17 protein-coding genes are annotated in these 25,022 nt (G+C 61.3%); 7 read left to right on the top strand and 10 right to left on the bottom strand.

Annotation, left to right across the window (positions count from 1 at the left end; genetic code table 11):
• Positions 1-276: 276 nt before the first annotated feature.
• The 3 genes from pyrE to QZ540_RS04365 form a co-directional block, all read right to left on the bottom strand.
• Positions 277-858, bottom strand: a complete 582-nt coding sequence (gene pyrE, locus QZ540_RS04375) for an orotate phosphoribosyltransferase (protein WP_005504234.1) — start codon at positions 856-858, stop codon at positions 277-279.
• Positions 859-923: 65 nt separating this feature from the next.
• Positions 924-2,486, bottom strand: coding sequence for an anthranilate synthase component I family protein (locus tag QZ540_RS04370; RefSeq protein WP_294628029.1), 1,563 nt, complete (start codon positions 2,484-2,486; stop codon positions 924-926).
• Between the two features lie 27 nt (positions 2,487-2,513).
• Positions 2,514-2,846, bottom strand: coding sequence for a rhodanese-like domain-containing protein (locus QZ540_RS04365; RefSeq protein WP_005504230.1), 333 nt, complete (start codon positions 2,844-2,846; stop codon positions 2,514-2,516).
• Between the two features lie 309 nt (positions 2,847-3,155).
• Here QZ540_RS04365 and QZ540_RS04360 point away from each other — a divergent pair, with 309 nt between their 5' ends.
• The 5 genes from QZ540_RS04360 to QZ540_RS04340 all read left to right on the top strand — a co-directional run bounded on the left by QZ540_RS04360 (position 3,156) and on the right by QZ540_RS04340 (position 9,604).
• Complete coding sequence (locus QZ540_RS04360; RefSeq protein ID WP_294628028.1) at positions 3,156-4,616, top strand: peptide MFS transporter; 1,461 nt, start codon at positions 3,156-3,158, stop codon at positions 4,614-4,616.
• A 305-nt stretch (positions 4,617-4,921) separates the two neighbouring features.
• The gene (locus tag QZ540_RS04355; RefSeq protein WP_294628027.1) at positions 4,922-6,112 is read left to right on the top strand and encodes a Fic family protein; all 1,191 of its coding nucleotides are present in this window, start codon (positions 4,922-4,924) and stop codon (positions 6,110-6,112) included.
• 261 nt (positions 6,113-6,373) lie between these two features.
• Positions 6,374-6,898, top strand: a complete 525-nt coding sequence (locus QZ540_RS04350) for a DUF4242 domain-containing protein (protein WP_005507939.1) — start codon at positions 6,374-6,376, stop codon at positions 6,896-6,898.
• Positions 6,899-6,928: 30 nt separating this feature from the next.
• Positions 6,929-8,014, top strand: coding sequence for an acyl-CoA dehydrogenase family protein (locus QZ540_RS04345; RefSeq protein WP_294628026.1), 1,086 nt, complete (start codon positions 6,929-6,931; stop codon positions 8,012-8,014).
• Positions 8,015-8,269: 255 nt separating this feature from the next.
• The gene (locus QZ540_RS04340; RefSeq protein ID WP_294628025.1) at positions 8,270-9,604 is read left to right on the top strand and encodes a uracil-xanthine permease family protein; all 1,335 of its coding nucleotides are present in this window, start codon (positions 8,270-8,272) and stop codon (positions 9,602-9,604) included.
• Positions 9,605-9,904: 300 nt separating this feature from the next.
• Here QZ540_RS04340 and QZ540_RS04335 read toward each other — a convergent pair whose 3' ends face one another.
• From QZ540_RS04335 to QZ540_RS04325, 3 genes are all read right to left on the bottom strand, one after another.
• Positions 9,905-10,717 carry an HAD-IIB family hydrolase gene (locus tag QZ540_RS04335; RefSeq protein WP_294628024.1) on the bottom strand — a complete coding sequence of 271 codons (813 nt, stop codon included), beginning with the start codon at positions 10,715-10,717 and terminating at the stop codon, positions 9,905-9,907.
• Positions 10,718-10,802: 85 nt separating this feature from the next.
• A complete protein-coding gene (locus QZ540_RS04330; protein WP_294628023.1) occupies positions 10,803-11,348 on the bottom strand; it encodes a YbhB/YbcL family Raf kinase inhibitor-like protein in 546 nt (181 codons plus the stop codon).
• A gap of 83 nt (positions 11,349-11,431) precedes the next feature.
• Positions 11,432-12,367, bottom strand: a complete 936-nt coding sequence (locus QZ540_RS04325; protein ID WP_294628022.1) for a carbohydrate kinase — start codon at positions 12,365-12,367, stop codon at positions 11,432-11,434.
• 287 nt (positions 12,368-12,654) lie between these two features.
• On the opposite strand from QZ540_RS04325, the gene QZ540_RS04320 reads away from it, so the two are divergent.
• Entirely contained in the window at positions 12,655-14,091 is a 1,437-nt protein-coding gene (locus tag QZ540_RS04320) for a glyceraldehyde-3-phosphate dehydrogenase (RefSeq protein ID WP_294628021.1), read from the top strand.
• Between the two features lie 125 nt (positions 14,092-14,216).
• Here QZ540_RS04320 and QZ540_RS04315 read toward each other — a convergent pair whose 3' ends face one another.
• The 4 genes from QZ540_RS04315 to QZ540_RS04300 form a co-directional block, all read right to left on the bottom strand.
• Complete coding sequence (locus tag QZ540_RS04315; RefSeq protein WP_294628020.1) at positions 14,217-15,413, bottom strand: putative glycoside hydrolase family 15 protein; 1,197 nt, start codon at positions 15,411-15,413, stop codon at positions 14,217-14,219.
• A complete protein-coding gene (gene pelF, locus QZ540_RS04310; protein ID WP_294628019.1) occupies positions 15,403-17,118 on the bottom strand; it encodes a GT4 family glycosyltransferase PelF in 1,716 nt (571 codons plus the stop codon). Before pelF ends, QZ540_RS04315 begins: the two co-directional genes overlap by 11 nt.
• A gap of 33 nt (positions 17,119-17,151) precedes the next feature.
• Complete coding sequence (locus QZ540_RS04305) at positions 17,152-18,507, bottom strand: hypothetical protein (RefSeq protein ID WP_294628018.1); 1,356 nt, start codon at positions 18,505-18,507, stop codon at positions 17,152-17,154.
• A 433-nt stretch (positions 18,508-18,940) separates the two neighbouring features.
• Positions 18,941-23,830 carry an NAD-glutamate dehydrogenase gene (locus QZ540_RS04300; protein WP_294628017.1) on the bottom strand — a complete coding sequence of 1,630 codons (4,890 nt, stop codon included), beginning with the start codon at positions 23,828-23,830 and terminating at the stop codon, positions 18,941-18,943.
• A gap of 240 nt (positions 23,831-24,070) precedes the next feature.
• On the opposite strand from QZ540_RS04300, the gene QZ540_RS04295 reads away from it, so the two are divergent.
• The gene (locus QZ540_RS04295) at positions 24,071-24,985 is read left to right on the top strand and encodes a shikimate dehydrogenase (RefSeq protein ID WP_294628016.1); all 915 of its coding nucleotides are present in this window, start codon (positions 24,071-24,073) and stop codon (positions 24,983-24,985) included.
• Positions 24,986-25,022 lie beyond the last annotated feature (37 nt).

The following is a 25,022-nucleotide window of genomic DNA, read 5'->3' as shown; positions in this document are numbered from 1 at the left end:
CTCCCACGGGCCCACACCCACCTCAAAACGGGCAGTACCCTGCTCAGTACCCTCAGCAGGTACAGCCTCAGCAGGTACAGCCTCAGCCGCCTCACGATTCTCAACCATCACAACCACCTTCACGCCAACAACCAGCGCCACTCCGGCGCCCACAGAGCCATCTTACAGACAAAGACCCGCGCCACCAGCCACACACAGTAGCCAGCGGCACGGGTTTACCCGCCGCAACGGGAATGTCTTAAAAATTCACGAGGTCCTAGTCCAAGCCAGTAGAGACTAGTCCAGGCCCAGCTCATCCTTCGAGTACGCGTACAGGCACGGGACGCCCGCAACCTCTTCCACATGCTCCTTAGCGCCGGTCGCACGGTCAACAATCACAGCAACCGCCACAACCTCAGCGCCAGCCTTACGCAGTGCCTCAACAGCAGTCAGCGCAGAACCACCGGTCGTGGAGGTGTCCTCAACAGCAACCACGCGGCGACCCTCAACGCTGGGGCCCTCCACCTGACGGCCCATGCCGTAAGACTTCTGAGCCTTACGCACCACAAACGCGTCAATCGCACGGTCCTGATCACCAGCGGCACGCATAATCGCGGTACCCACCGGGTCAGCACCCATAGTCAGGCCGCCAGCAGCCTCAAACTCGATGCCGTTCTTATCCAGCAGGTCCAGCATGACCTGACCGACCAGGCGAGAAGCCTCGTGGTGCAGGGTGATGCGGCGCAGGTCAACATAGTAGTCGGCTTCCTTGCCGGAGGCGAGGACCACGTGCCCGCGCACCACAGCCAGCTCCATAATCAGCTGGCGCAGGCGTTCACGGGCTTCTTCAATGGGGAGGTTTTCAGAAAGCTTAGTCATAGTTCAAGTGTAGCGGCTCACGTGCAGGCGGCGCAGGCTATTCCCTGTGCTATTCCAGCGCTAGGCTATTCCACCACGCGACCCACCGACGGCGGCAACGCGGCACGCAACTTCGTCAGCATCTCCTCATACTCGGCGGTCGGGTCAGAATCAGCCACGATAGCGCCACCCGCGGCGAGAGTCACCGTGCCCTCATCGTGCGCCACAAGCGTGCGAATCACAATCGACAGGTTCGCCGAACCATCCGCCGACACAAAACCCAGAGCACCCGAATACACGCCGCGAGCGCGACCCTCCAGGCCCTCAATAATCTGCATGGTCGAAGGCTTCGGGGCACCCGTCATTGAGCCGCCCGGGAAGCACGCCCGCGCGGCAGCCACCGCGGAAATTCCCTCGCGCAGACGCGAACTGACCGTAGACACCAGCTGATGCACCGTCGAATAGCTCTCCACGCCCATAAGCACGGGCACGCGCACAGACGCCGGGTCAGACACCGTAGACAGGTCATTACGCAGCAAATCCACGATCATGAGGTTCTCGGCGCGGGTCTTCTCATCGGTACGCAACCATGCCGCCGCCGCGGCATCTTCTTCCGGGGTTGCGCCGCGAGCAATCGTGCCCTTAATCGGCTTGGTCTGCGCGTTGCGGTGCGTATCCACGCTCAAAAAACGCTCCGGCGAAGAAGAAAGCACCGAAAAATCACCGCACCGCAGGTACGCCGCATACGGCGCCGAATTGTGGGCACGCTGGCGGCGGTACAGCTCAAAGAAAAGCTCCGGGCTCGGGTTCTGGATGCGCGCAACCGTCTGCGCGGTCAGGCACACCTCGTAGCTGTTGCCCTCGTAGATTTCGTGCTGACTAGCGCGAACAGCGTCCCTGTAGGCTTCCGCGGCGGGTGCCGGGAAGAACAGAGGCTCGGTAAGCTCAGGGGTATTTGCGGGGGTACCCTCGGAGGCACGCTCACCCGCCGGATCCAGCGCCGCGCTCAGCAGCCGCTCCGCCGCCTCACACCACGGCTCATCGCCCACCAGCCAGCTGCGCGCCGCACGACCCGGGCGGGCGTGCTCGTGCACCAGGTAGCGGACCGCCGGCAACCACAGAGAATCCGGGGTCGGCGCCTCATGTGCCGGCAGGTAGCCCGGCACCGGGTGGCCGTGCTCCAAGCCCATGGCGGCACGCGCCTCATAGCCGAAATAGCCCACGTAACCGCCGCGCAAACCCGCGGGCAGGCCGGTTGCCGCCGCGGCATCCGGGCGCGGTGCGGAGGCGAGCGCCGCCTCTAACTGGGCGAAGGGGTCTTCCCCGCCGGACTCAGCCGCCGCACGCGCCGACTCCACGCGCAGGGGCGATAGCTGCGCCGGAACCACGCCCACGTACGAGGCGACCGACATGGGCGACTCCTCGCGCGCCGAATCCAGCCAGAACGAATACTCGGCGCCGGCGGCCAGCAGCGGGTACGCCTCCTCGCAATTCACCGCAAAAGGAAGCGGTCGCACGACAAGCTCCCGCGTCTGCGCATCCCACGGGATGCTCTGCAGAATACTCGGCAGGGCATGCGGGGAAACAGAAGCGGGAGCGTTCGGGGTAGACAAAATACGGTCCGCGGAAGTTTCAGTCACGGACTCCATTGTATGGCGTGCAGGCGAACCAGCGGTTTAGTGAACGACCGCGGGTGCTTCGCCGTTCTCGCTGGTCATCGGCAGGCCGGCAGCGAACCATGCGCTGGTGCCGCCCGCGATGTTGTGTGCGGCGTAGCCGTGCTCGCGCAGGAAGGTTGCCGCGCGGTTCGAACGGCCACCACCGTGGCAGATGACGTAGAAGTCCTCGCCCGGCGCGGGCAGTTCTTCCAGACGCTCAGCGATAGTGCCGAGGGTGATGTGCTTTGCGCCGGTCGCGTGGCCACCCTCCCATTCGTAGTCCTCGCGCACGTCGATGATGGTTGCGCCGGCGGGAACGTCGCGGGGGTCAACCTGGGGTACAGCGGTCATGGGGTTCTCCTTTGAAATGATTAAAAATGAGCCGGTCGGCACGGCAAGGTGCCGGGTGGGCATAGTTGTGGTTCCACTCTATCGCGTTGGGGGTGTGTGGCGCATCTAGCCCGGTATTTGGGGGTTTGTGAGATTCGGAAATGATGCATACGAAAAAATCGAAATGGTTTTTCATGCACTGCAAGAGAATTCATTCTTTGAAATATAGGCGCGTACCGTGTATACATATGCATGGGCAAGGGTATACACTTATACACATATTGTCCGGGTCACACAGAAAACCGGGCACAACAGAAAAGAATTTTCACCATGTCCAACACCATCACAGGTGCCGAACCCAAGGACACCAAGACCTTCTTCGGCCACCCGAGCATGCTCGCAAACCTGTTCACCGTAGAAATGTGGGAGCGCTTCTCCTTCTACGGCATGCAGGGCATCATGATCTACTACCTGTACTACACCGCCGACAAGGGCGGCCTGGGCCTCGACAAGGACCTCGCCACCGGCGTTATCGGCGCGTACGGTGCAGTCGTGTACCTCATGGCAATCCTCGGCGGTATCCTCGGTGACCGCATCCTCGGCCCCGAGCGTACCCTCTTCTACTCCGCCATCGGCATCATGGCGGGTCACATCTCCCTCTCCCTCATCCCCGGCATTCCGGGCGTGGTGATTGGTCTGCTGCTCGTCGCTATTGGCTCCGGCGGCCTGAAGAGTAACGCATCCGTGCTAGTCGGTTCGCTCTACAGCGACAACGACTCCCGCCGCGACGCAGGCTTCACCATCTTCTACATCGGCGTGAACACCGGTGCGCTGCTTGGCCCGCTCCTGACCGGTTGGGGCTGGCAGACCGGCGGCTTCCACCTCGGCTTCGGTCTGGCTGCTATCGGTATGGCCGCCGGCCTGATTCAGTACTCGCTGACCCGCAAGAACCTGCCCGAATCCGTACACCACGTGGGTACCCCCTTCACCGGCGCTCAGAAGCGTAACTTCGCCCTGGCACTGGTCGGTATCGTGGTCGTTCTCGGTATCCTGCTGGCGACCGGCCTGATGACCGCAGACAACCTCAAGAACTGGGTCATGGCCTTCATCTTCATCGGTGCAATCGCCCTGTTCGCGCAGATGCTGACCGCCAAGGACGTCACCGCCGATGAGCATTCCCGCGTCACCGCATTCATTCCCCTGTGGATTGCAAACGCCGTGTTCTGGGCACTGTACCAGCAGCAGTTCACCGTCATGGCGGTGTACTCGGATGAGCGCCTCAATTGGAACATCCTGGGCATGGAGCTGACCCCGAACCTGGTCAACTCCATCAACCCGGTCTTCATCATCATCTTCGGCATGATGTTCTCCGCCCTGTGGACCAAGTGGGGCGACCGCCAGCCGGTCACCACCCTGAAGTTCTCCGCAGCGCTGATCATTATTGGTCTGGCGTTCTGGATCTTCCTCGCTCAGGCGGGCGTTCAGAGCGTGAACGTCGGCTGGATTGTACTGATTCTGTTCGTCTGCACCATCGCTGAGCTGATTATTTCGCCGGTGGGTATTTCGCTGGCGACCAAGCTCGCACCGAAGGCGCACCGCGTGAACATGATGGCGCTGTACTTCACCTCCGTGGCAATGGGTACCGTGCTCTCCGGTTGGCTGGCTCCGTTCTACAGCATGGAGACTGAGGTCCCCTACTTCACCTGGATGGGTATTATCACCATCGCGACCGGTATTCTGCTGTTCCTGGTGCACAAGCCGGTTCAGAAGATGATGCGCGGCGTGAAGTAACCGCGAAGTTGCTTGTCTAGACTGCTGACTCGCTATTTTTAGGCGGCGTGAGCGTATGAGGCTAGTGCATATAGGCTAGGGGCCCCGAATCCTTGAATTACCAAGGGTTCGGGGGCCCTTGCTGTATGCGCTGGCACATGCGCTATTGTATGCGCCGATAACCGGGGCTCCAGAGGGTTTTCCTTAATGAGACAATCCGCGCGGATTTTCTTATTAAGCGCCTTAATAAGAAAATCGAGGTGTATTGTCTTATTAAGACCCCCACCCAAACACAAGCCGCAAGACGACACCCAGGAGGAGGAACCATGCCCTCAGCCATCACCTGGCCCGCCCTCGAATGGGAGCCGCAAACCCCATGGGTTCACCGGGACGCCCTCGCCTCCCGACGCGCAACGCGCCGCAACTCCGGCACCTTCTCCAGCGCCGTACCCGCCTCCATTGCCGAACTCAACGTTGAGCTCAGCCCCGCACTGCGAGCGCGCCTCCAAGAGAACGCCACCGCAATGACCCGCTTCGATGAGCGGCTCCACCACATCGGTGGCATCCCCTTCTCCGCGGTTCTTCTGCGCGGCGAATCCGCCTCCAGCTCGCAGATTGAAAACCTCACCGTTAGTGCACGCAGGCTCTCCCTTGCCGTCCTGGGTGCAAGCGGGTCGAAGGTGGGTGTTAACGCCGAGCTGGTGGCACGCAATGTTCACGCCATGCGTGCAGCCCTGAACACGGCAGAAAACATTAGCGTCGATAATATCCTGGCGATGCACCGCGAACTGACCCGCGGCCTGCAGCAGGACTCCGGCGTACTCCGCACCCAGTGGGTGTGGATTAAGGGTGATTCACCCGTGACCGCCGACTACGTGGCACCGCATCACGAGCGGGTTCCTGCCGCCCTCGAAGACCTCGTAGCCTTCATGAACCGCCGCGATATTGACCCCCTCGCGCAGGCGGCAATTGCGCACGCCCAGTTTGAAACAATCCACCCCTTCACCGACGGCAACGGTCGAACCGGGCGAGCCCTCATCTCCGCGCTCCTGCTCGCCCGCGGCGTCACCCGCCACGTGATTCTGCCCGTCTCATCCGGTCTGCTGCACGATACCGAAGGCTACATTCAGGCTCTCACCGACTACCGTGCAGGCGACGCCGAACCCATCATCGAGCTCTTCATCGACGCCACACAGAAGGCAATCACCAACGCAGAAATCCTGGCGCAAGACATTGAAACCCTGCGTGATGAGGTGCTGTCCATTGCCCAGCGCAAAACTCCGCTCCTGCGTTCCCTCGCCGACCTGTGCTGCACCGAGCCCGCCTTCACCGCACACATGGTGGAGGAACACACGCAGGGCTCCCGAGCTAGTGTGTATCGCCTCCTCAACCGCATGGTGGAGCTGCAGATTCTACGCGAAGAACGCGTCAAAATTCAGGGGCAAAAAGTGTGGACTGTCCCCGCTCTCAACCGTGCCCTCGATGATTTTGCGGCACGAGCAGGACGCCGCGGATAGGCACGCCACCGAGGCCTAGAACCCGCACGAAAATTCTGCAGCCCCAGGCAGGTTCCCACGCGCGGAACTACGGCGCGGGACTGTGACGATTTATGTCTTCACATGAACGCACGTGACGGAAAACAGGGTCAAAAAGGGACGCATTAAGCCACGAACAGAAATCTACTAGACAGCCCTCAACCACAGGTCTAAGGTGATTCCAGAACGAGTCGGAAAACCCCTTCCGGCACGACCCTTCAACCCTTAGCCGAGGAGAAAATCATGGCACTTTACCTGGTAGAACTGACCCCCGCACAGCCGTCCAAGGACGAAGCAACCGCACTCATCGAGACCGTCAACTCGTCCCTGACCAACGGCGCCGAGCTCATCGAAACCCAGGTCTCCGCAGACCACAAGATCGTCTTCGTCATCGTCGAATCCGAGAACACCGCATTCGGCCCCGACCTCGCCGCAGCAATCGGTGAGCGCGCAGCCGTCGCAGGCCCCGACGCAGTCCGCTTGGTCGGCGCAGAGCTCGAAGACATCAAGAAGCTCAAGAAGGACGCAGACTACCTGGTTGAGTGGGACATCCCCGCAGAGATTACTATGGAACAGTACCTGACCCGCAAGAAGGCAAACGCCCCCAAGTACGCTGAAGTACCCGAGGTTTCCTTCCTGCGCACCTACGTTCGCGAAGACACCGCCAAGTGCCTGTGCTTCTACGACGCACCCGACGAAGAAGCTGTTGTTCGCGCCCGTAAGGCCGTCAGCACCCCCATTGACCGACTGTTCAAGCTGCACGCATAGACGCGTTGCTCCCCGCTTAGGAGAAACCCCATGTCCGAGTTCACTCTCGAACCCCTCTACGACTACCCCCAGCGCGAGCAGGTGCTCGCACTCGCCCGAACCCACGCAGATGCTGTTGACCGCGGCGAGCGTTCCCCCTTCGAAAACCTGCGCGAAATCGCTAAGGACGGCCTGATTACCCTGGGCCGCGACGGCGGCTCCCTGGTCCCCCAGGTTTCGGTAGCGTTCGACCTCGCCACTGAGGACGCCTCGACGGCGTTCTCCCTGTGGGCTCACCGTTCGACCATCGCGTTCTTTGACGCTGTGGGTCGCGAGCTGCCCGAGGGCCTGGCGGATGCGACCGTCAGCGGCACCACCGCAATGGCGGCAGCGTACAAGGAAGCTTCGGGCCTGGCACCGATCAAGGTTGAGGGCACCCTCGTTGAGGGTGGCTTGAAGCTGAACGGTTCCGTGTCGTGGGCGTCGAACCTGTACCCGGGCGGCGTGATTGTTCTTCCGGTTGCTGTGCAGAACGCCCCGGAGAGCCACCCGAACCGCTACATCGTGACGGTCCGCCAGGATGTTGAGGGTCTGAGCATTGACTACCACCGCAACCTGCTGGCGCTGAACGGCACCGAGTCCGGCACCCTGAAGTTCGAGGACGTTTTCGTTCCGAGCGAGGACATTCTGAGCGACAACATTGAGGCGTTCCTGCACGATGTGACCGCGCCGTTCCTGCTGGTTCAGTCGTCGTTCTGCCTGGGTCTTGCCGCTGGCGCCCTGCAGGAGGCTGCTAAGCACCTGGACGTCTCTCAGGGCGTATTCCGTCCTGAGTTCCCGCTGATTCTTTCTGAGTACCAGAGCCTGCGTGAGGAACTGATTCGTCTGGCGTCTGAGCCGGAGCGTGCTGAGCGTCGTGACCTGCTGAGCCTGCGCCTGGGTGTTTCGCACTTTGCAACCATTGCTACTCACTTTGAGCTGCAGGTTGTTGGAGGCGCCGGTTACGTGGCTGATTCCCCGACGGCTCGCCGTCTGCGTGAGGCGACGTTCCTGCCGGTTCAGTCCCCGACCGAAGGTCACCTGCGTTACGAACTGGCGCGTTACGATCACCTGGAGAACCTGCGTGACGCTCTCTAAGCCACTGAGCTAGCTGTAGCGAGTGTTTTTATTCGCTCTTTGCATCAATACCCTGTATATGCGATTTATTGCATATGCAGGGTATTGATGCTTTCTGGGCTATATACGCGATATAGAGCCCACAATAAGAGAATATATGCCCCACTCAACGTATCCCTGCTCATATTTACAGTCGTTTAGCTGTGACCCGCGCTTGTATACGCGTAGAATGATGTGGAATTTTATACACCACCACATTCACCTCAGGAGCTCCCTTTGAGCATCTCTAAGCTTCTCGGCTTTGACTGGTCGATTCACGGCGACGGCCGTAGCATCAAGCCCGGTTCCTTTGTCGCCCCGAACGAGCGCCTCGCCTGGCCGATTACCATCGGCATCGGCGCGCAGCACGTGGTCGCAATGTTCGGCGCGACCTTCCTCGTGCCGATTATTACCGGCTTCCCGCCGGCAACCACCCTGTTCTTCTCGGGTATCGGTACGGTCCTGTTCCTGCTGATTACCCGCGGACGCGTCCCCTCCTACCTGGGTTCCTCGTTCGCATTCATTGCACCCCTGGCGGCTGCTATGAACTCGCACGGCCCGGCTGGTGCCCTCGGCGGTATCGTCATGGCGGGTGCGGCGCTGTTCCTGGTCGGCCTAATCGTTCAGTTCGCTGGCACCGGCTGGCTCACCAAGCTCATGCCCCCGGTCGTGACCGGTTCGATTGTGGCGCTGATTGGCTTCAACCTGGCGAAGAGCGCTAAGGACAACTTCATGGTGGCACCGGTGACCGCGCTGGTGACCCTGTGCTCCATCATCCTGATTTCGGTGCTGTTCAAGGGCATCATTGGTCGCCTATCCATCCTGTTGGGTGTGGGTATCGGCTACATCACCGCTGTGATTCGCGGTGAGGTGGACTTCTCCAAGATTGACAAGGCTGTTGAGACTCAGGGCATCATCGGTCTGCCGCAGTTCCAGACCCCCGAGTTCCACTGGGAGCTCGCCGGCCTGTTCATCCCCGTGATTCTGGTGCTCGTGGCTGAGAACATCGGTCACGTGAAGTCTGTTGCTCTGATGAGCGGCAAGAACCTCGACGACTACTCCGGCCGCGCCCTCATGGCGGACGGCCTGGCAACCACCATCGCCGGTATGGGCGGCGGTTCCGGTACCACCACCTACGCTGAGAACATCGGCGTGATGGCTGCGACCAAGGTGTACTCCACCGCAGCGTACTGGGTGGCGGCTATCTTCGCGATTGCGCTGTCCATGTTCCCCGCATTCGGTGCCGCTATTGCGACCGTCCCGGCAGGTGTTCTGGGCGGTGCCGCAACCGTTCTGTACGGCATGATCGGTATGCTCGGTGCACGTATTTGGAGCGAGAACCGCGTGAACTTCTCGAACCAGATCAACCTGACTACCGCCGCTGTGGCGCTGATCGTGGGTATTGCGGACTACACCTGGACCTTCGGTGAGCTGTCCTTCGCCGGTATTGCTCTGGGTACCGCGGCAACTCTGATTATCTTCCACCTGATGACTTTCATCGCGAAGTACACGAAGGCTGCTGGCGACCCGCTGGAGCCCTTCGACCCCGAGAAGAGCGCTGAGGGACACTAAGCCCCTCACCGCCCGGCAGGAGTGATTCTCCTGATGCGTAGGGCGTAGAAAAGCGGCCTGGATGGATTGGTTTCCATCCGGGCCGCTTTCATGTCTTCTAGGCGTTACACACAACTGCCATTTTGTTCAGACACAAATCAGATGTAAATCAGACACAAAAATTTGAGTCTAGACATAAATATTTATGTCTAGACTCAAATTTTTTATGTGTAGATATAAAAGTTTATGTCTGCGTTATATCTGAGTTATGTCTGCGGAGGCGCACCCAGTCGCTTGTGCTGGATAACTAGCACTAGGCGGCTAGGACCGTTCGGCGAGCATCGCCTCAATCGTCTGAGCCACACCGTCCTCGTCGAAGGGCGGACAGGTGCGCCCCACCTTCGCGATAAGCGCCGGCTGACCCGACGCCATGGCGAAGCCCTCCCCCGCCCAGCAGAGCATCTCCGCGTCATTCGGCATGTCACCGAACGCCATGACCTCGTGCGCCTCAATGCCGTGGCGTGCCGCGAACTTCTCCAGGATCCTGCCCTTGTTCACGGTCTTAGAGCCCATCTCCACAAGCGGCTCACCGACCACGCCGCGGGTCACCGACACCAGCGAACCGACCGCCTGATGCACGCGCGCCTGCAGAATATCCGGGTCCATGCCGGGCACGCGAATCAGGTACTTAATGACCGGGGTCGAGCCGATACGTTCGAGCGCTTCGGCGATTTTCGCCTCCACCACGCGGGCACCCTCAAGCACCTCTCCGCCTTCGTGCGGGCCCTGAATGTATACAGTGTCCACGGTTTCGAGGGTGTAGGTGGCGTCGGGGAACATGGGCTCCAGCAGCTCGTGGGCGCGGGCAATCACCGCGGGATCTGCACCGTTGACTTCTTCCACCTCGTTCGCGCCCAGGTGGTACACCACCGCGCCGTTGGAGCAGATGGCGTAGGAGTCGAAGTCGGTCTGCTCGCGCAGGGGCGTGAGCCAGCGGCTCGGGCGGCCGGTGACGAAAACGATCTCGATTCCGGCGGCGCGGGCGGCCTCGAGGGCGCGCAGGGTGCGCGGACGGAACCGGAAGTCGTGCCCGATGAGGGTGCCGTCCAGGTCGCTGGCGATGAGTTTAATCATGCAGTGTTTGCCTTCGGTGGTGGGGGTGTCGGTGCTGGTCAGGGTGCAGGGTTGGTTAGGGCGCGGGTCTAGTGAGATTGTGCCGCTAGGCTGCCGGTTCCGCGTAGGTGACGGTCAGGAACGCGCGGCCCAGGCCGTGGCCGAGCAGGTTGAAGTTCACGACGGCGGGGGTGGCGTTCTCGTCAATGTCGAGCTTCTCCACGTCCACGGCGGTGACGCAGAAGATGTAGCGGTGCGGGCCGTGACCAGCCGGAGGCGCAGCACCCAGGAAGCCCGCCACACCGGCGTCGTTGCGGTGCGTCAGGGCGCCGGCGGGTGCATCCGCGCCGGTTTCGATGCTGGTCACCTCGGCAGGAATGTTGGAGACGGTCCAGTGCCAGAAGCCGCTGGGGACCGGCGCATCCGGGTCGAAGCAGGTCAGCACGAAGGACTTGGTGCCTTCGGGGAATCCGCTCCAGGACAGCTGAGGGGAGCGGTCCTGACCACCTGCAATGCCGAAGAGCGCGGAGCGCATCCATTCGGGGGCGGTGCCGCCGTCCTGAATGTCGGTGGAGGTCAGGGTAAATTCGGGCAGTTCGGGCAGGCCCGCGTAGGGTTCACGGGGCAGGGGCGCGGTGCCGATGTTGGTCATGGTGCTCCTCAGCGGTGGGGTGCGGGTGGATATGGCGACGCCGGCGGACAGAGTGAGCTATCCGCCGGCGAGGCGTGAATTTTTTAGCCGTTGAGTACGGCGTCGAGTTCTTCGCGGGTGGGCGGGTTAGCGCCCGCGCGGGAGACGGTGATGCCGGCTGCGGTTGCGGAGAAGCGCAGCAGGTCGGCGATGTCTTCTGCGGTCAGTGCGGCAACCTTAGCGCGCGCCTCGGGACCGGCAATGCCGCGGTCGAGCAGGCCCGCGATGAGCGCCGCCATGAGGGAGTCGCCAGCGCCGACGGTGTCCGCAACCTCAACGCGGTGTGCGGGCTGGCTGATGCCCTCGGGGTACTTCTTGGTGAAGGCGATGGGGCCGTCTTCGCCGCGGGTGATGACCATCAGCTCTGCGCCGAGGTCGAGCCATGCGCGGGCGGTGTCGTCGAGGGAGCGCTCGGGGTAGAGCCACTGCAGGTCCTCGTCGGACGCCTTCACGACGGTGGAGAGGGAGACGAACTTTTCAGCCCATGCGCGGCCCTCGTCAACGTTGTGGATGAGGGTGGGGCGGCAGTTCGGGTCGTAGCTGAGCAGGGCGCTGTCGCGGGCGGCTTCGAAGGCTGCGGCGACCACGTGCGCGCCGGGTTCGAGCATGGCGGCGATGGAGCCGGTGTGCACTGCATCGGAGGTGCGTGCCAGTTCGGTGAGCTTCTCGGCGACGGAGTCGAGGGACCAGGTGATGTCGAATTCGTACTCTGCTGCACCGTCGGCACCGATAGTTGCCTGGGCGACGGAGGTGCGCTCGGCACTGTGCTCGAAGGGCAGGGTCACCTGGGATGCTTCCAGGTGCGCATCAATGCTCTTGCCGTAGGTGTCGGGGCCGTAGTGGCCGACGAAGTTGGTGGGGTGGCCGAGGCGGCGCGCGCCGACGGCTACGTTCATGGGCGATCCGCCGGGGTAGGCGCGGGTTTCTCCGTCGTGCTGGTGGACGACGTCTACGAGTGCTTCACCGATTACAGTCAACATGGTTTCAATTCTACTCATGTTTGCGCCCTCGTGGCGTGTGTTTTTGTGGGTATTTAAAGTGGTTTTGCTTTCCCTTCTGAGGGCTTGTGTTGGCTTACCGTGTGGGTTCACAAACTGCCTTCTGCCTCTTCTGACTTTTAGCCTCAATATCGCTAATTTTGAGGCTCTGAAGGGGTCCGCACGGGTTAGACTTAAACCGACGCCGGGTCTTAACGCCCGGCACGGTATTGACGCGACAGCATCGTCGCGCCTACCCTCCAACGACGAAGTTAGGAAGAAGGTCATACGTGACGACTGCAACCGCTACCTGGGTTAACCGTGAGGCTACCGCAGAGGAGCTGATCCCCCTCATCGGTAAGCTGCACCGCGAGAACGGCGTGGTGCTGAGCATTCACGGCCGCAGCCTGGTCAACAAGTCTGTCATTGAGCTGCTGAAGCTGCACGATTTCGTATCCCACATTGATGGTGCGCCCCTGAACCCCGCGCACTCCCTCGAGCTGGTTCGTGCTCTGACTGAGCTGAACCTGGGCGCATGCTCGATTAACATCGCTGCTCTGCACAAGGCACACCACGAGGCGGGCTCCCCCGAGCTGTCCATGTGGCTGCCCGAGCAGCTGGGTTCCTCCGTGAACCACCAGGGTGACCAGCCGAAGGAGCAGGACGTTGTGCTGTACGGCTTCGGTCGTATTGGTCGCCTGCTGGCTCGTATTCTGCTGGAGCGTTCCTCCTCGCCGCTGGGTTCCGGTCTGAACCTGCGCGCTGTTGTGGTGCGCAAGAACGGTGATAAGGACCTGGTCAAGCGTGCATCCCTGCTGGAACGCGACTCGGTTCACGGCCCCTTCAAGGGCGTTATTGAGGTGGACGAGGAGAACAGCACCATCATCGCTAACGGTGTTCCGGTTCGCTTCATCTACTCCTCCGACCCGACCACTGTCGACTACACCGAGTACGGCATCAACGACGCCCTGCTGGTGGACAACACCGGCCGCTGGCGTGACGTTCCGGGCCTCGAGCAGCACCTGAACCGCCCCGGTATTTCTCGTGTTCTGCTGACCGCTCCCGGTAAGGGCGACATGAAGAACATCGTGTTCGGCGTGAACGACAACGTCATCACCGATGAGGACAAGATCCTCTCCGCAGCATCCTGCACCACCAACGCGATTACTCCGGCGCTGAAGGTTCTGGATGACGCATACGGTGTTGAGCGCGGCCACGTTGAGACCGTTCACGCGTTCACCAACGACCAGAACCTGATCGACAACTTCCACAAGGGTGACCGCCGCGGTCGCTCCGCTGTGCTGAACATGGTCATTACCGAGACCGGTGCTGCTAAGGCTGTTTCTAAGGCTCTGCCGCAGCTGGAAGGCAAGCTGACCGGTAACGCTATCCGCGTTCCCACCCCGGATGTCTCCATGGCAATCCTGAACGTGAAGCTGACCAAGCCCGCAGGTTCCGCTGAGGAACTGAACGAGCTGTTCCGCCGCGAATCCATCGACGGCGAGCTGCGCCGCCAGGTGGGCTACTCGGATTCCCCCGAGGCTGTTTCCACCGACTTCGTGGGTTCCCGCACCGCAGGTGTTGTGGACTCGCTGGCTACCGTGGTCACCGATGACTCCGCAATTGTCTACGTCTGGTATGACAACGAGTTCGGTTACTCCTGCCAGGTGATTCGCGTTCTGGAGCGTATGGGCGGCTACGACGTGCCCTCCTACCCCGCTAAGTAAGCTACTCCAGCTCATCTGACACACATATAACGAACCCACCGGTACATATAGCCATTTGGCTATATTGCCGGTGGGTTTGTTTATGAGGTTATACAGGCTGGTACCTGGTACGCGCGAGTAGCGATTTACGCCTTACGGCGGTACACCACACCCTGATGCGCCCGCAGCGTGAAGCTCGAGGGCACCGGGCGGTTCGCCGCATCCACCAGACCGGAGGGAACCTTCACGGTCACATCCTTTGAGCCGGTGTTCAGTGCCGCCCAGCCGTTCGTAAATGCACGGGTCTGCGCGGTCTTCTGAGCGATAATGCCGCCGACCGGATCCCCCAGGTCGTAGGAGAGCTCGGGGGCGTGTGGAATCTCGTCGTAGGCGTCGTGGTGGGTTGCGCTGATGCCGGTGAAGGCGCCTCCACCGAACACCCAGAAGCCCGCCAAACCGTAGAGGAAATTTTCATCCGTGCCGGTAATCGGAGCCTTGCGGTCACTGAGCGGGGTGCGCAGAATCGTCACCTTCTTCTGCGAGGCAGCACTACGGCCACCCAAGTCCGCAAAAGTAGCACCCAGCTTCACCTCGCCCGCCGAGCCGTTCGCAATCTCGCGGCCCTGCATCACGGCATACGGCGAGGTCAGGTAATCGTTCGGACCCCAGCCGAGCCACACCTCCTCAAAGCCGCCACCGTAGGCGCTGTGACGCTCCCACTTGCCCCAACGCAGACGCGCTTCAGCAATATTGGGCACCAGAATCTTGCCGATCTTATTCAGCTCAATACCGGCGTAAGCAACCAGAAAATCCAGGTGCTCACGAATCTTCGTCATCGACTCCACGCCTTGAATGGGCAGGTTCAGGTCGTAGTAGTCGTTCTCGATATCGTTATCCGCCATGACCCCGTCGAAGGGTGAGTCGCGCATTTCGCGCACCACAGCGTCCACCCAGTGCCAGCGGTAGTCGGCGTTCCACACCTGCATCTGGAAGTGCTTGGGGTAGCCCTTCCACTCGATGCGGTCGCCGTTGAGGCGGTGGGCGAAGAAATCCTTACCGGAGTTTGCCATCGACTGCGCCAGCGGGTAAGACACACCCGAGGAATAAATCGGGCCGGGCTCGTAGGAGCGGGTGGAAGACAGGCACTTATACGCCAGCACCACCATTTGAGGTGCACGCTTTTTGAGGTAGCGTGCCGCGTCCAGTTCCCAGGGCTGCAAGATTGCGACAGAGTAGTTCTTGACCGCAAAATCGAGCTGCTGCTGGGTAATGGGCTTGCCGCCGTAGCGGACCCAGGCACCAAACTTGCCGGGTCCGCCCAAGCGGTTGAGTTTATTCGCCATCGTACTCCGGGTCGAATTCGGGATCGCGAGGAGGCAGCTTGCCCAGCTCGCGGTAGATCGTGTTGTAGCGGTCCATGACCAGTCGCAACTGGAAGAAGCTGACGATACGGTCGTAGGCGTTCACACAGTAGCGTTCGTAGATGCTGGGCTCCTCCATGAGGGTGCGCAGCGCCGCCGCGAAGCCGTGAATATCGCCGGGGATGGTCAAGATACCGCAGTTACCGATTTCGTGGCCGTCGGGGGCGACCAGCACATCGTCGATGAGCTGGGACATACCGCCCACGTCGGTGCTGACCAGCGGGATGGACGCAGCCATCGCCTCGAGCGCCACAATCGGCTGACCCTCATTGTAACTGGGCATGAGTAGCAGGTCGAAGCGGTCGAGCATCGCACGCACGTTCACGGTGCCGTGGAAGGTGATGTACTCGCCCATGTTGAGCTCTTCGATGGTGCGCAGGCACAGCTCGTAGTACTCGGGCAGGTGGTCCTTGGGGCCGAGCACGTCCAGGTGGAAGTTCACCAGACCCTGATCGCGCAGCACCGCGAGAGAGCGGATCAGGTCGGTCAGGCCCTTAATGGGCACCACGCGGGCGATGAACACGAAGCGCCACACGTGACCGCGACCCTCCGCGAGGATGCGGGCACGCGCCGCCTGCCGGGCGTAGTAGGCTTCCGCCACGGACTCGATGAGCATACCGTTGGGCAGGATGATTGCGCGGTCCTTCTCGCCCTCGTTCATCTGGTCGATGGGTGCGCCAATACCGCGTGCCTCTTCCAGCGCCTTGGGGTACAGGTAGGTTGCCATGTCGGCGCTCGGGTAGCAGAAGCGACCCATCTCAACGAACCAGACACACCAGGCACGCTCGTCGAGGGTGACCGGGCCCAGGCCGGGGTGCTCGCGCTCCTCGTTGAGGAAGGCGTAGTCGGTGGTGACAGGCTTCGCCATGTTGCGCTCGAGCTTGGTGTTCACGGTGTCGCGAATGTAGAGGTTGTGCTCGGTCAGCAGGAAGCTGGTGCCGTGGTCACGTGCGGCTGCGGCGGCGATGAGTGCCGCGTAGCCGGTGGTGTGGGCATGGTAGACGCGGGCGTGCGGCATCCGCTCGTGCAGGATTGCAAAGAGGATGGAGACGAAGTCGCGCACCTTCCAGAAGAGCTCACCGAAGGGCACCTCGGAGAGGAAGCCCAGACCCGCAATAGCCTGCATGAACTCGCGGGTTCCGAAGAGGCCGAAGAGGTTGTAGCTGCGGGTTGCGGGGTTGATGCCCTCGTCGTAGAGCTTCCAGAGGGGGTTCACGTCACCGGCGATGAGGGCGCTGAAGCCGTCCATGAGGCGCTGAGTGAGCGCCTGACGCTCCGCAAAGCTCATGCGCAGTGCGGAGGGGTCGCAGGCTTCCGCGAAGGCGTCGCGGTTGACTTCCAGACTCAGGTACAGCACCTTGACCCACTTGACGTTCTCGGGCATGCCGTAGAGGTCTTCGTGGGGGGAGTTCTTATCCCAGGCGATGTGAATGATGCCGTAGGTCAGATCCGGGTTTTCGCAGACAATATCGTGCACCACCGCGGACACACCACCCTTGAGGTAGGGGTAGGTGGATTCCATGATGATGGCGACGTCAACGTCCGGGTATTCGGGGTCGCTGTAGTGGGGGCCGGGAGCCGGAAGCTGCAGCGGCGCGTAGTGGTTTCGGTACATCTGTTCAGTCATTGTCGTATGTATCTTTCGCGGACCGTGCGGTTCTTACCAGGCGAGGGCTCGACGCCAGAAGAGGGAGTACTCGGGGGCTGCCCACGCCTGACGGTAGACGCGGTAGCAGGCGAAGGCGAGCACAGCCTCGCCCACGATGATGGGCAGGTAGCCGGTCTCGTTGGGCAGGATCATGAAGGAGATGAAGAGCAGCACCAGGTGCGCTGCGGAGAGCAGCTGCACGGTGACGTACATGGTCATGTACTCGATCTGGTAGATCAGCAGTGCCACTGCAACGAAGAGGAACGCCACGACCAGGCCGGAGAGCGCCAGCGGGTAGGACTGCGGCAGGAAGATGAACATCAGGATGCCGGTGACAATAGCGCTGGCGATGTAAATCAGCAGGGAGTTGCGGATAGCGCGGTTGGAGGCGCGCAGAGCCTTCGAGGACTCCGCCTGAACACCCTTGTAGGGCAGGCGGTCGAAGATGGTCCACAGGTGCTGAATGCTTGCGTTGACGCGGTCTGCCTCCACCACGAAGAAGTAGTTGTAGGCGATAACGCAGGGGATCAGGCTCAGGTAGATTGCCACGACGTTGATTTCGCCGCCGGTGACCAGGAAGAGCATGTACTTATCGGCCCAGATGATGGAGCCGGTGAAGAAGCCGCGCAGGGCATCGAGCGCAATGTCCTTAATCGGAATACGTGCGAAGTGCAGCAGGTGCACCAGGTCCTTACCGAGGCTCACCAGCAGGATGAGCGAACCAACCAGCGGCGGCAGGAACCAGATGATGGGGTAGCAGAGCAGGGCAAGAGAGTAGCCGAGCCACGCAATGAACCAGATGATGCGGTTCTTCGCGAGGTTCGGAATGACCAGCAGCTGCGCGAACGCAATGTTAAGAACGCCCAGGACGAAGAACGCACCGAATGCAGTCGGGCTCCAGTGAAGGACGAGGGCGACCGGAATTGCGAAGAGCAGCACCAGCGGCATGGTCATGAAGAAGAGGTAGAGCCAGTTGCGGGTGAACGCGGTCAGGTCGGTAATGTCCTGGAACTGCGGCTCGGACATGCGTGCGCGTACGGCGCGTGCTTCGGCGCGCTTGAGCTGGTGCTCAAGGGTTTCAGCGTGAATACGCAGGCCTTCGCGGGCGTCCGCAATCTTCTTGTGCTCCATCTGGATAGCACGGTAAAGGGGCAGGCAGGCTGCCTGGCTGAGCCAAGGAACGGTAATGGAAGCTGCCAGGATCACCTGAATCAGGGGCACACCATCGAGGTTGTACCGGTTAATCGTCGGGGTGACGATGGGGAAGATGGTGGTCAGCAGTGCGACCGGAGAGACGTAAAGCAGAAAGTTAATGAGGAGGCGCCATGCGCTGTTGCTTTTTTCCTCAGTACCGTGGTTGGTAGACAATCTTGCAGACTTTCAGTCGATAATCGAAAGATTAGGGGCAGTGTGTTTTAACAGCACCGTGTGACGTGCCAGAGGGAATACTTGTCGTGCCGTGAAGTACCGGGTCCCAATGGCTTGCGCTGATGCCGCCGAGAATCAATATACGGCATATATCAACTAAAACCTTTGGTTTCTTTAACCCTCTACTTGATATTTGAAGGGATTTAGGACACACCCCCATAATGTGCATCATGCCAAAACACAAAACGCCTAGTGAGTGTGACATTCTGAGCAATATGCACATTGTGCAATAACCTTTGGGGGCGTCTCCACCCAGAGTATCCCTACACAGAGTGTCACTATGCAGAGTGTCCCCGTGCAAAAGCATCCCGGCCCCTCCAACCGGGAGGGAACCGGGATGCTCTAAGCGGCGACCCTAACGGGTCTTAGCTGATTAGGATGCGCTCGAGAGAGTACGCAGTGCCACGGACACTACAGCCAGGCGCGGGTGACCGGTGACGTCCAGAGCGGCTTCGCCAATCTCCTTCAGGATGCGGTCAATGTTGCCCACGCGGGTCGGGTGCTCTTCAATCCAGGTAGCCAGTGCCTTCTGCGCACCGTCCACGGTGGAGAAGTCACCCTTAGCGCCCTCTGCCACGGACAGTGCCAGACCTGCAGCGGTCTCGTAGAGGCTGCCGCGCAGTGCCTGACGTGCCAGGATCTCCCAGCGGTCGCTGCGGGGCAGGTCCGAGATGAGGCCGAGCAGTTCGTCCACCTTGAAGCGGTCGTAGGTTGCGAAGTAGACCGGTGCCAGCGAAGATGCCTCGAAGTCGTGGTCGCGTGCCGAACGGATAACATCCAGCAGGGCGTAGCCCTCGAAGCCGCGAATCCAGATAACGATGAGCTCCTCGGGCAGGCCCCATGCCTCGCCTGCGTCGCGCTTTGCACGAACACGCTCGCGGGAGGTGCCGGAGAGGTACTCGGGCAGGTTGTGGCGCATCTCGACGACGGAACCGAAAGTCTCCAGCAGCTCAGAGATGCTGGTACCAGCAACCACGCCACGCTCGGTGATGAACCAGCGGACCGCACGATCCAGAACGCGCTGGTTGTCGCGCAGAACGGTGAACCATGCATCCAGCGGGGTCTTCGGGGGCAGTTCGCGGTGCAGCTTAGCTGCGGTGCCCAGCTCGAAGAGCTCGCGAGCGACGATGAAGGCACGTGCGACGGAATCGATACCGACGTTGAACTCCTCCATCACGCGGTATGCGAAGGTGATACCGCCGATGTTGACCAGCTCGTTAGCGACGCGGGTGCAGATGATTTCCTTACGCAGCGGGTGCGAATCCAGGTGCTGACCGAAACGCTCAACCAGTGCTGCCGGGAAGTAGTTGCGCAGAACGCCTTCCAGGTAGGGGTCGTCCGCGAAGTCGGTCTGCTCCAGTGCGTGGGTGAGGTAAATCTTCACATACGCAGCCAGGACGGACAGCTCGGGGCGGGTCAGACGGTCGCCGGTGGTCTCCAGGCGCTCGTCCAGCTCCTCGTCGGTGGGCAGGAACTCGACGGCGCGGTTCAGGCCGGCGTGCTCTTCCAGGTCGTGCATGAGGCGCTTGTACAGGTTGGTGCCCAGGAAGGAACCGTGGAACTCGCCCTGCAGCAGCACGTTCTGCTCGACGTTGGTCTCGAGCACCTTGCCGCCAACCTCGTCCTGCAGGGACTCGATGAAGGAAGCACGCTCTTCAACGGGCAGTTCGCCGCGTGCCACGAGGCGGTCCACCAGGATCTTGATGTTGACCTCGCGGTCACTGGTTTCCACACCTGCGGAGTTGTCAATGGCATCAGTATTGAGCACCACGCCGTTGCGTGCAGCCTCGATACGACCCAGCTGGGTGAAGCCGAGGTTACCGCCCTCGCCAACAATCTTGGCGCGCAGGTCCTTACCGTTGACGCGCAGTGCGTCGTTAGCCTTGTCGCCGACCTGTGCGTTGGTCTCGGTGGAGGCCTTCACGTAGGTACCGATACCACCGTTGTAAATCAGGTCAACCGGTGCCTTGAGGATTGCGGAAATCAGCTCGGTCGGTGCCAGCTCGGTGACGGACTCATCCAGGCCCAGTACCTCGCGCACCTCGGGGGTGATTTCGATGGACTTCAGACCGCGAGAGTACACGCCACCACCGGCGGAAATCAGGTCGCGGTTGTAGTCCTGCCAGGAGGAACGGGGCAGGTTGTACAGGCGCTGACGCTCGTCGAAGGAGACGGCTGCGTCCGGGTTCGGGTCCAGGAAGATGTCGCGGTGGTCGAATGCTGCGACCAGGCGGGTTGCCTTGGAGCGGAGCAGACCGTTACCGAACACGTCACCGGACATGTCGCCAATGCCGACTGCGGTGAACTCTTCGGTCTGAGCGTCGTGGCCGAGCTCAGCGAAGTGACGCTTGACGGACTCCCATGCACCGCGTGCGGTGATGCCCATTGCCTTGTGGTCGTAGCCGACGGAGCCGCCGGATGCGAAGGCGTCGCCCAGCCAGAAGCCGCGCTCCAGGCTGATTGCGTTTGCGGTGTCGGAGAATGCTGCGGTGCCCTTATCCGCTGCAACCACTAGGTAGTAGTCGTCAGCGTCGCGTGCAACAACACCCTCGGGGCGAACAACGGTCTCGGTGCCGTCAGTGCCAACTGCGAGGTTGTCGGTGACGTCCAGCAGGGAGCCGATGAAGACCTTGTAGGACTCGCGGCCCTCGGTGATCCATGCGTCGCGGTCCACTGCGGGGTCGGGCAGCTGCTTGGGGTAGAAGCCACCCTTCGCACCGGTGGGGATAATGACAGCGTTCTTCACCATCTGTGCCTTGACCAGGCCCAGAACCTCGGTGCGGAAGTCGTCACGGCGGTCGGACCAGCGCAGGCCACCACGTGCGACGCTACCGAAGCGCAGGTGAACACCCTCAACGCGCGGGGAGTAGACGAAAATCTCGAACTTGGGGCGGGGCAGGGGTGCGAAATCGATTTCCTGCGGTGCCACCTTGAATGCGAGTGCGGGACGGTCAGCCAGGTATGCGTTGGTGCGCAGGATTGCGCGAACAACCTTGCCGAGGGAGCGCAGGTAGCGGTCAGCGTCCAGGGTGGGGATCTGGTTCAGTTCCTCAACCAGTGCTGCTTCGATTTCCTCACGGCGCGCGTTGCGCTGCTCATCGTTGAGACCGTTGTTCGGGTCGAAGCTGACCTCGAAGAACTCGACCAGGTGCTTGGTGATGGTCGGGTTTGCGAGCAGGGTGTTCGACATGAAGGACGGGGTATAGCCCAGGCCCAGCTGAATCAGGTAGTGGTTCAGGGCACGGAACAGGCGTACTTCCTGCCAGGTCAGGCCCTCAGCCAGGATCAGGCGGTCCAGGGTATCGGACTCGCGCTCACCGAGCAGGTAGGCGTTCAGAGCATCCTCGTACAGGGAAGCCACAGCGTTTGCGTCCACGCCCTCGGGGAATTCAACTCCGAAGTCGTAGAGGTAGCCGTAGTCTTCGCCATCCTCAGGCTTGAACTCGTAGGGCTTCTGATCAACAACGACCAGGCCCATATTCTGCATAACCGGCAGAAGCTCGGTGAGGGTGTGAGGTGCGGACAGGTAGGTCTTCAGTCGGGTGGTGTTGGCTTCGCCGGCTTCAACCTTGATTGCGGCGGGCTTCTGGCCCGAGAGAGATTCAAGAATCACGATATCCTCGATTGCTTGTTCTACTGTGTAATCGGCTCGGTAGGCTGCACTAGTCGCATCTGCCCAGGCTGATGCGAGTCGGCGGCCTTCCGCTCCGGGTTTCCATGCCTCAATAGCAGCTGCGGTTGCTTCCACCCAGGAGCGGGCGGCTTCTTGCAGTCGCTTTTCGAGAGCTTGATGATCCGTCTTCGGCACATCGTTGGGGTTCGTGAGCCGAATGCGGAAAAATAGACGCGCCAACGATGAGGAAGACAGGTACACCTCATGGTCGATGGCACTCAAATCAAATTCCTGTCGGAACACCCGCTGGATGCGGGCACACACGCTCGTGCTGTACCGGTCCCGAGGCAGGTACACCACCGCAGTAATGAACCGGTTGAACCGGTCGGCACGCAAGAACAGGCGGGTCTTGCGGCGCTCCTCCAGGCCCATGATGCCGCCGAACGTCTCGGTCAGCTCATCAGCAGAAGCCTGCAGCAGTTCCAGGCGCGGGTAATCCTCCAGGGCGCCCAAAAGCGCCTTGTCAGAGTAAGAACCGGGGTGGTAGCCGAGGCGGCGACGCACCATCGCGATACGCTCACGCACCAGCGGAGTCTCAATAGCGGGCAGCGCGTACGCCTGGCGGGTGAACAGACCCAGAATCACGTACTCACCAATCACGCGGCCGTTCAAATCGAAACGGCGCACACCAACGTAATCCAGGTAGTCGTTACGCGCGACAGTGGAGCGGGAATTAGCCTTCGTGATGTACACCGGGCGCGGGAACAGGGCACGCTCCAGGGTCTCACCCGAGAGCGGGATGCGGCTCTTACCCTCCGTGGTGCGCAGAATACCGAGCGCCGAACCGGGGCGGTCCACCAGGGAAATAGTGCCGGAGGTGCCGTCCAGCACGCGCTCCTTCACACCCATGAACACGAAGTTGCCGCGGGTGAGCCAGCGCAGGAAGTCCTGTGCCACCTCCACACGGGAGGCAGGCTCCACGCCGCGCGGGTTAGCGGCGTAGGATTCCTCACCGTGGCCCAGGGTTGCGCCGCGCAGGTCGTACATGGACTGCGCCAGGTCGAAAACGCGGGTGACCATGGCGTCCAGGTCGGTGTGGCAGGCGCGAACATCAGCGAGGACGCGTTCAACTTCCTTCTCGCAGCGGCGCTGATCTTCCTCGGTGAGGTAGCGGGTCAGGCGGACCGCAATCCAGGACTCAATAGCGACCGTGGTGCCTTCGGGGGCGTTATCGCTGAGCTTGAGGGAGGGCACGCCAAGAGTGGCGGTATCGCCGCTGGCAAGGTTGCCGCGCATGCCGGTGCCGCGCAGGCTCAGGAGGTTACCATCCGGACCGCGTTCGGCGAGGAAGGTGGGGTGAAGAATCGTAACGAAACCACCAAAGTGCGCGGCGAGGCATGCGGTCAGGGAGCTGACAATGTGCGGCATGTCGTCGGTCGCGACGTACAGGGTGGTGTTGTACTCGTCGTTGCGCGCAGCAACGACAGGGGTCTTGGGCAGGCGGATTTGAGCCAGCGCACGGTGGGTGCGAGCCAAATCCTCTAACTCTGCCGGGGTGAACTCTTCACGCTCATCTTCGGGGCTGTTCAGGAAATACTGCTCGACCCATGCATCGGCGCCAGCGAAGTGTGCCATAGCCTTGTCAGTCATTGACAATCTATCCTCCGAATATCGGTATCACTTCACTGTGACGGTGTCTGTGTGGTCTCATGTGCGCGCCGTGGCGCGCGAGCACTTATACCAAGCTTATACCTTCGAGGTGTTTCTGTCAGACATATCGCTCTTGTGGGCATAGAAATTATTTTTATCTTCTTCCCAACTCCAGCGCGCATTTGGTACGGGTTCAAGAAAGTAGGTGCATCTTACGAGGCGGACACGTACAGTGAAACTATGAGTTTGCGTACTGAATCCTTCCTGGTGGGCCTCATTGGTGACGGCATCACCTCCTCCCTGACCCCTCCTATGCATGAGGCGGAGGCGGACGCGCACGGCGTGCGCTACCTGTACCGCCCCGTCGACCTGGACGCCCTGAACCTGGACGGCGCCTCCGCACCGGCGCTTCTGGATGCTGCGGCACTGCTGGGTTTTAACGCTTTCAACATCACCCACCCGTGCAAGCAGTCCGTCATGGAGCACCTGCACGAGCTTTCGGATGCGGCACGCGCCCTGGGCGCGGTCAATTGCGTGGTAATTCGCGAGGACGGCACCTTCTACGGCGACAACACGGACTATTCGGGGTTCATCGCGGGCCTAAAGCGCGGCCTGCCGCAGGTTGCGGAGGATCCGGCGCGCCTGGAGCACGTGGTGCAGCTGGGTGCCGGCGGTGCCGGTAGCGCCACGGCGTACGCGCTGTGCCGCCTGGGGGTGCGCCGTCTGAGCCTCTTCGAGCGTGACGCGGCGAAGGCGCAGGGGCTGGCGGAGCAGCTGAGCGGGCTCTTCCCGCAGACCCGAATCGAGGTACTAACCGAAGATGAGCACCTCATTGAAGCTCTACTGGAAGCTCAAGGTTTAGTGAATGCAACCCCGGTGGGTATGCATGTGCATCCGGGCATGCCGTTGAGCGAGTCGGCACTGGATGCCGGGGTGCTGCGCAAGGGCCTGTGGGTTGCGGACGTCATCTACCTGCCACAGGAGACGCAGCTGGTGCGCGCGGCGCGTGCCGCCGGGTGCGAGGTGCTAACGGGTGGCTACATGGCGGTCGGTCAGGCGGTGGATGCGTTCCGCCTCTTCACCGGATTGGAACCGAACGCGGAGCGCATGGCGGCACATTTTGAGGCGCTGATTGCGGCACAGCAGGGGGTTTAGAAAATTAAACACGCAGGTGGGGCTGGATAGCCAACTG

This window comes from uncultured Rothia sp., assembly GCF_916049665.1.
Lineage (GTDB): Bacteria > Actinomycetota > Actinomycetes > Actinomycetales > Micrococcaceae > Rothia.
This window is presented reverse-complemented; position numbering and strand designations above follow the sequence as displayed.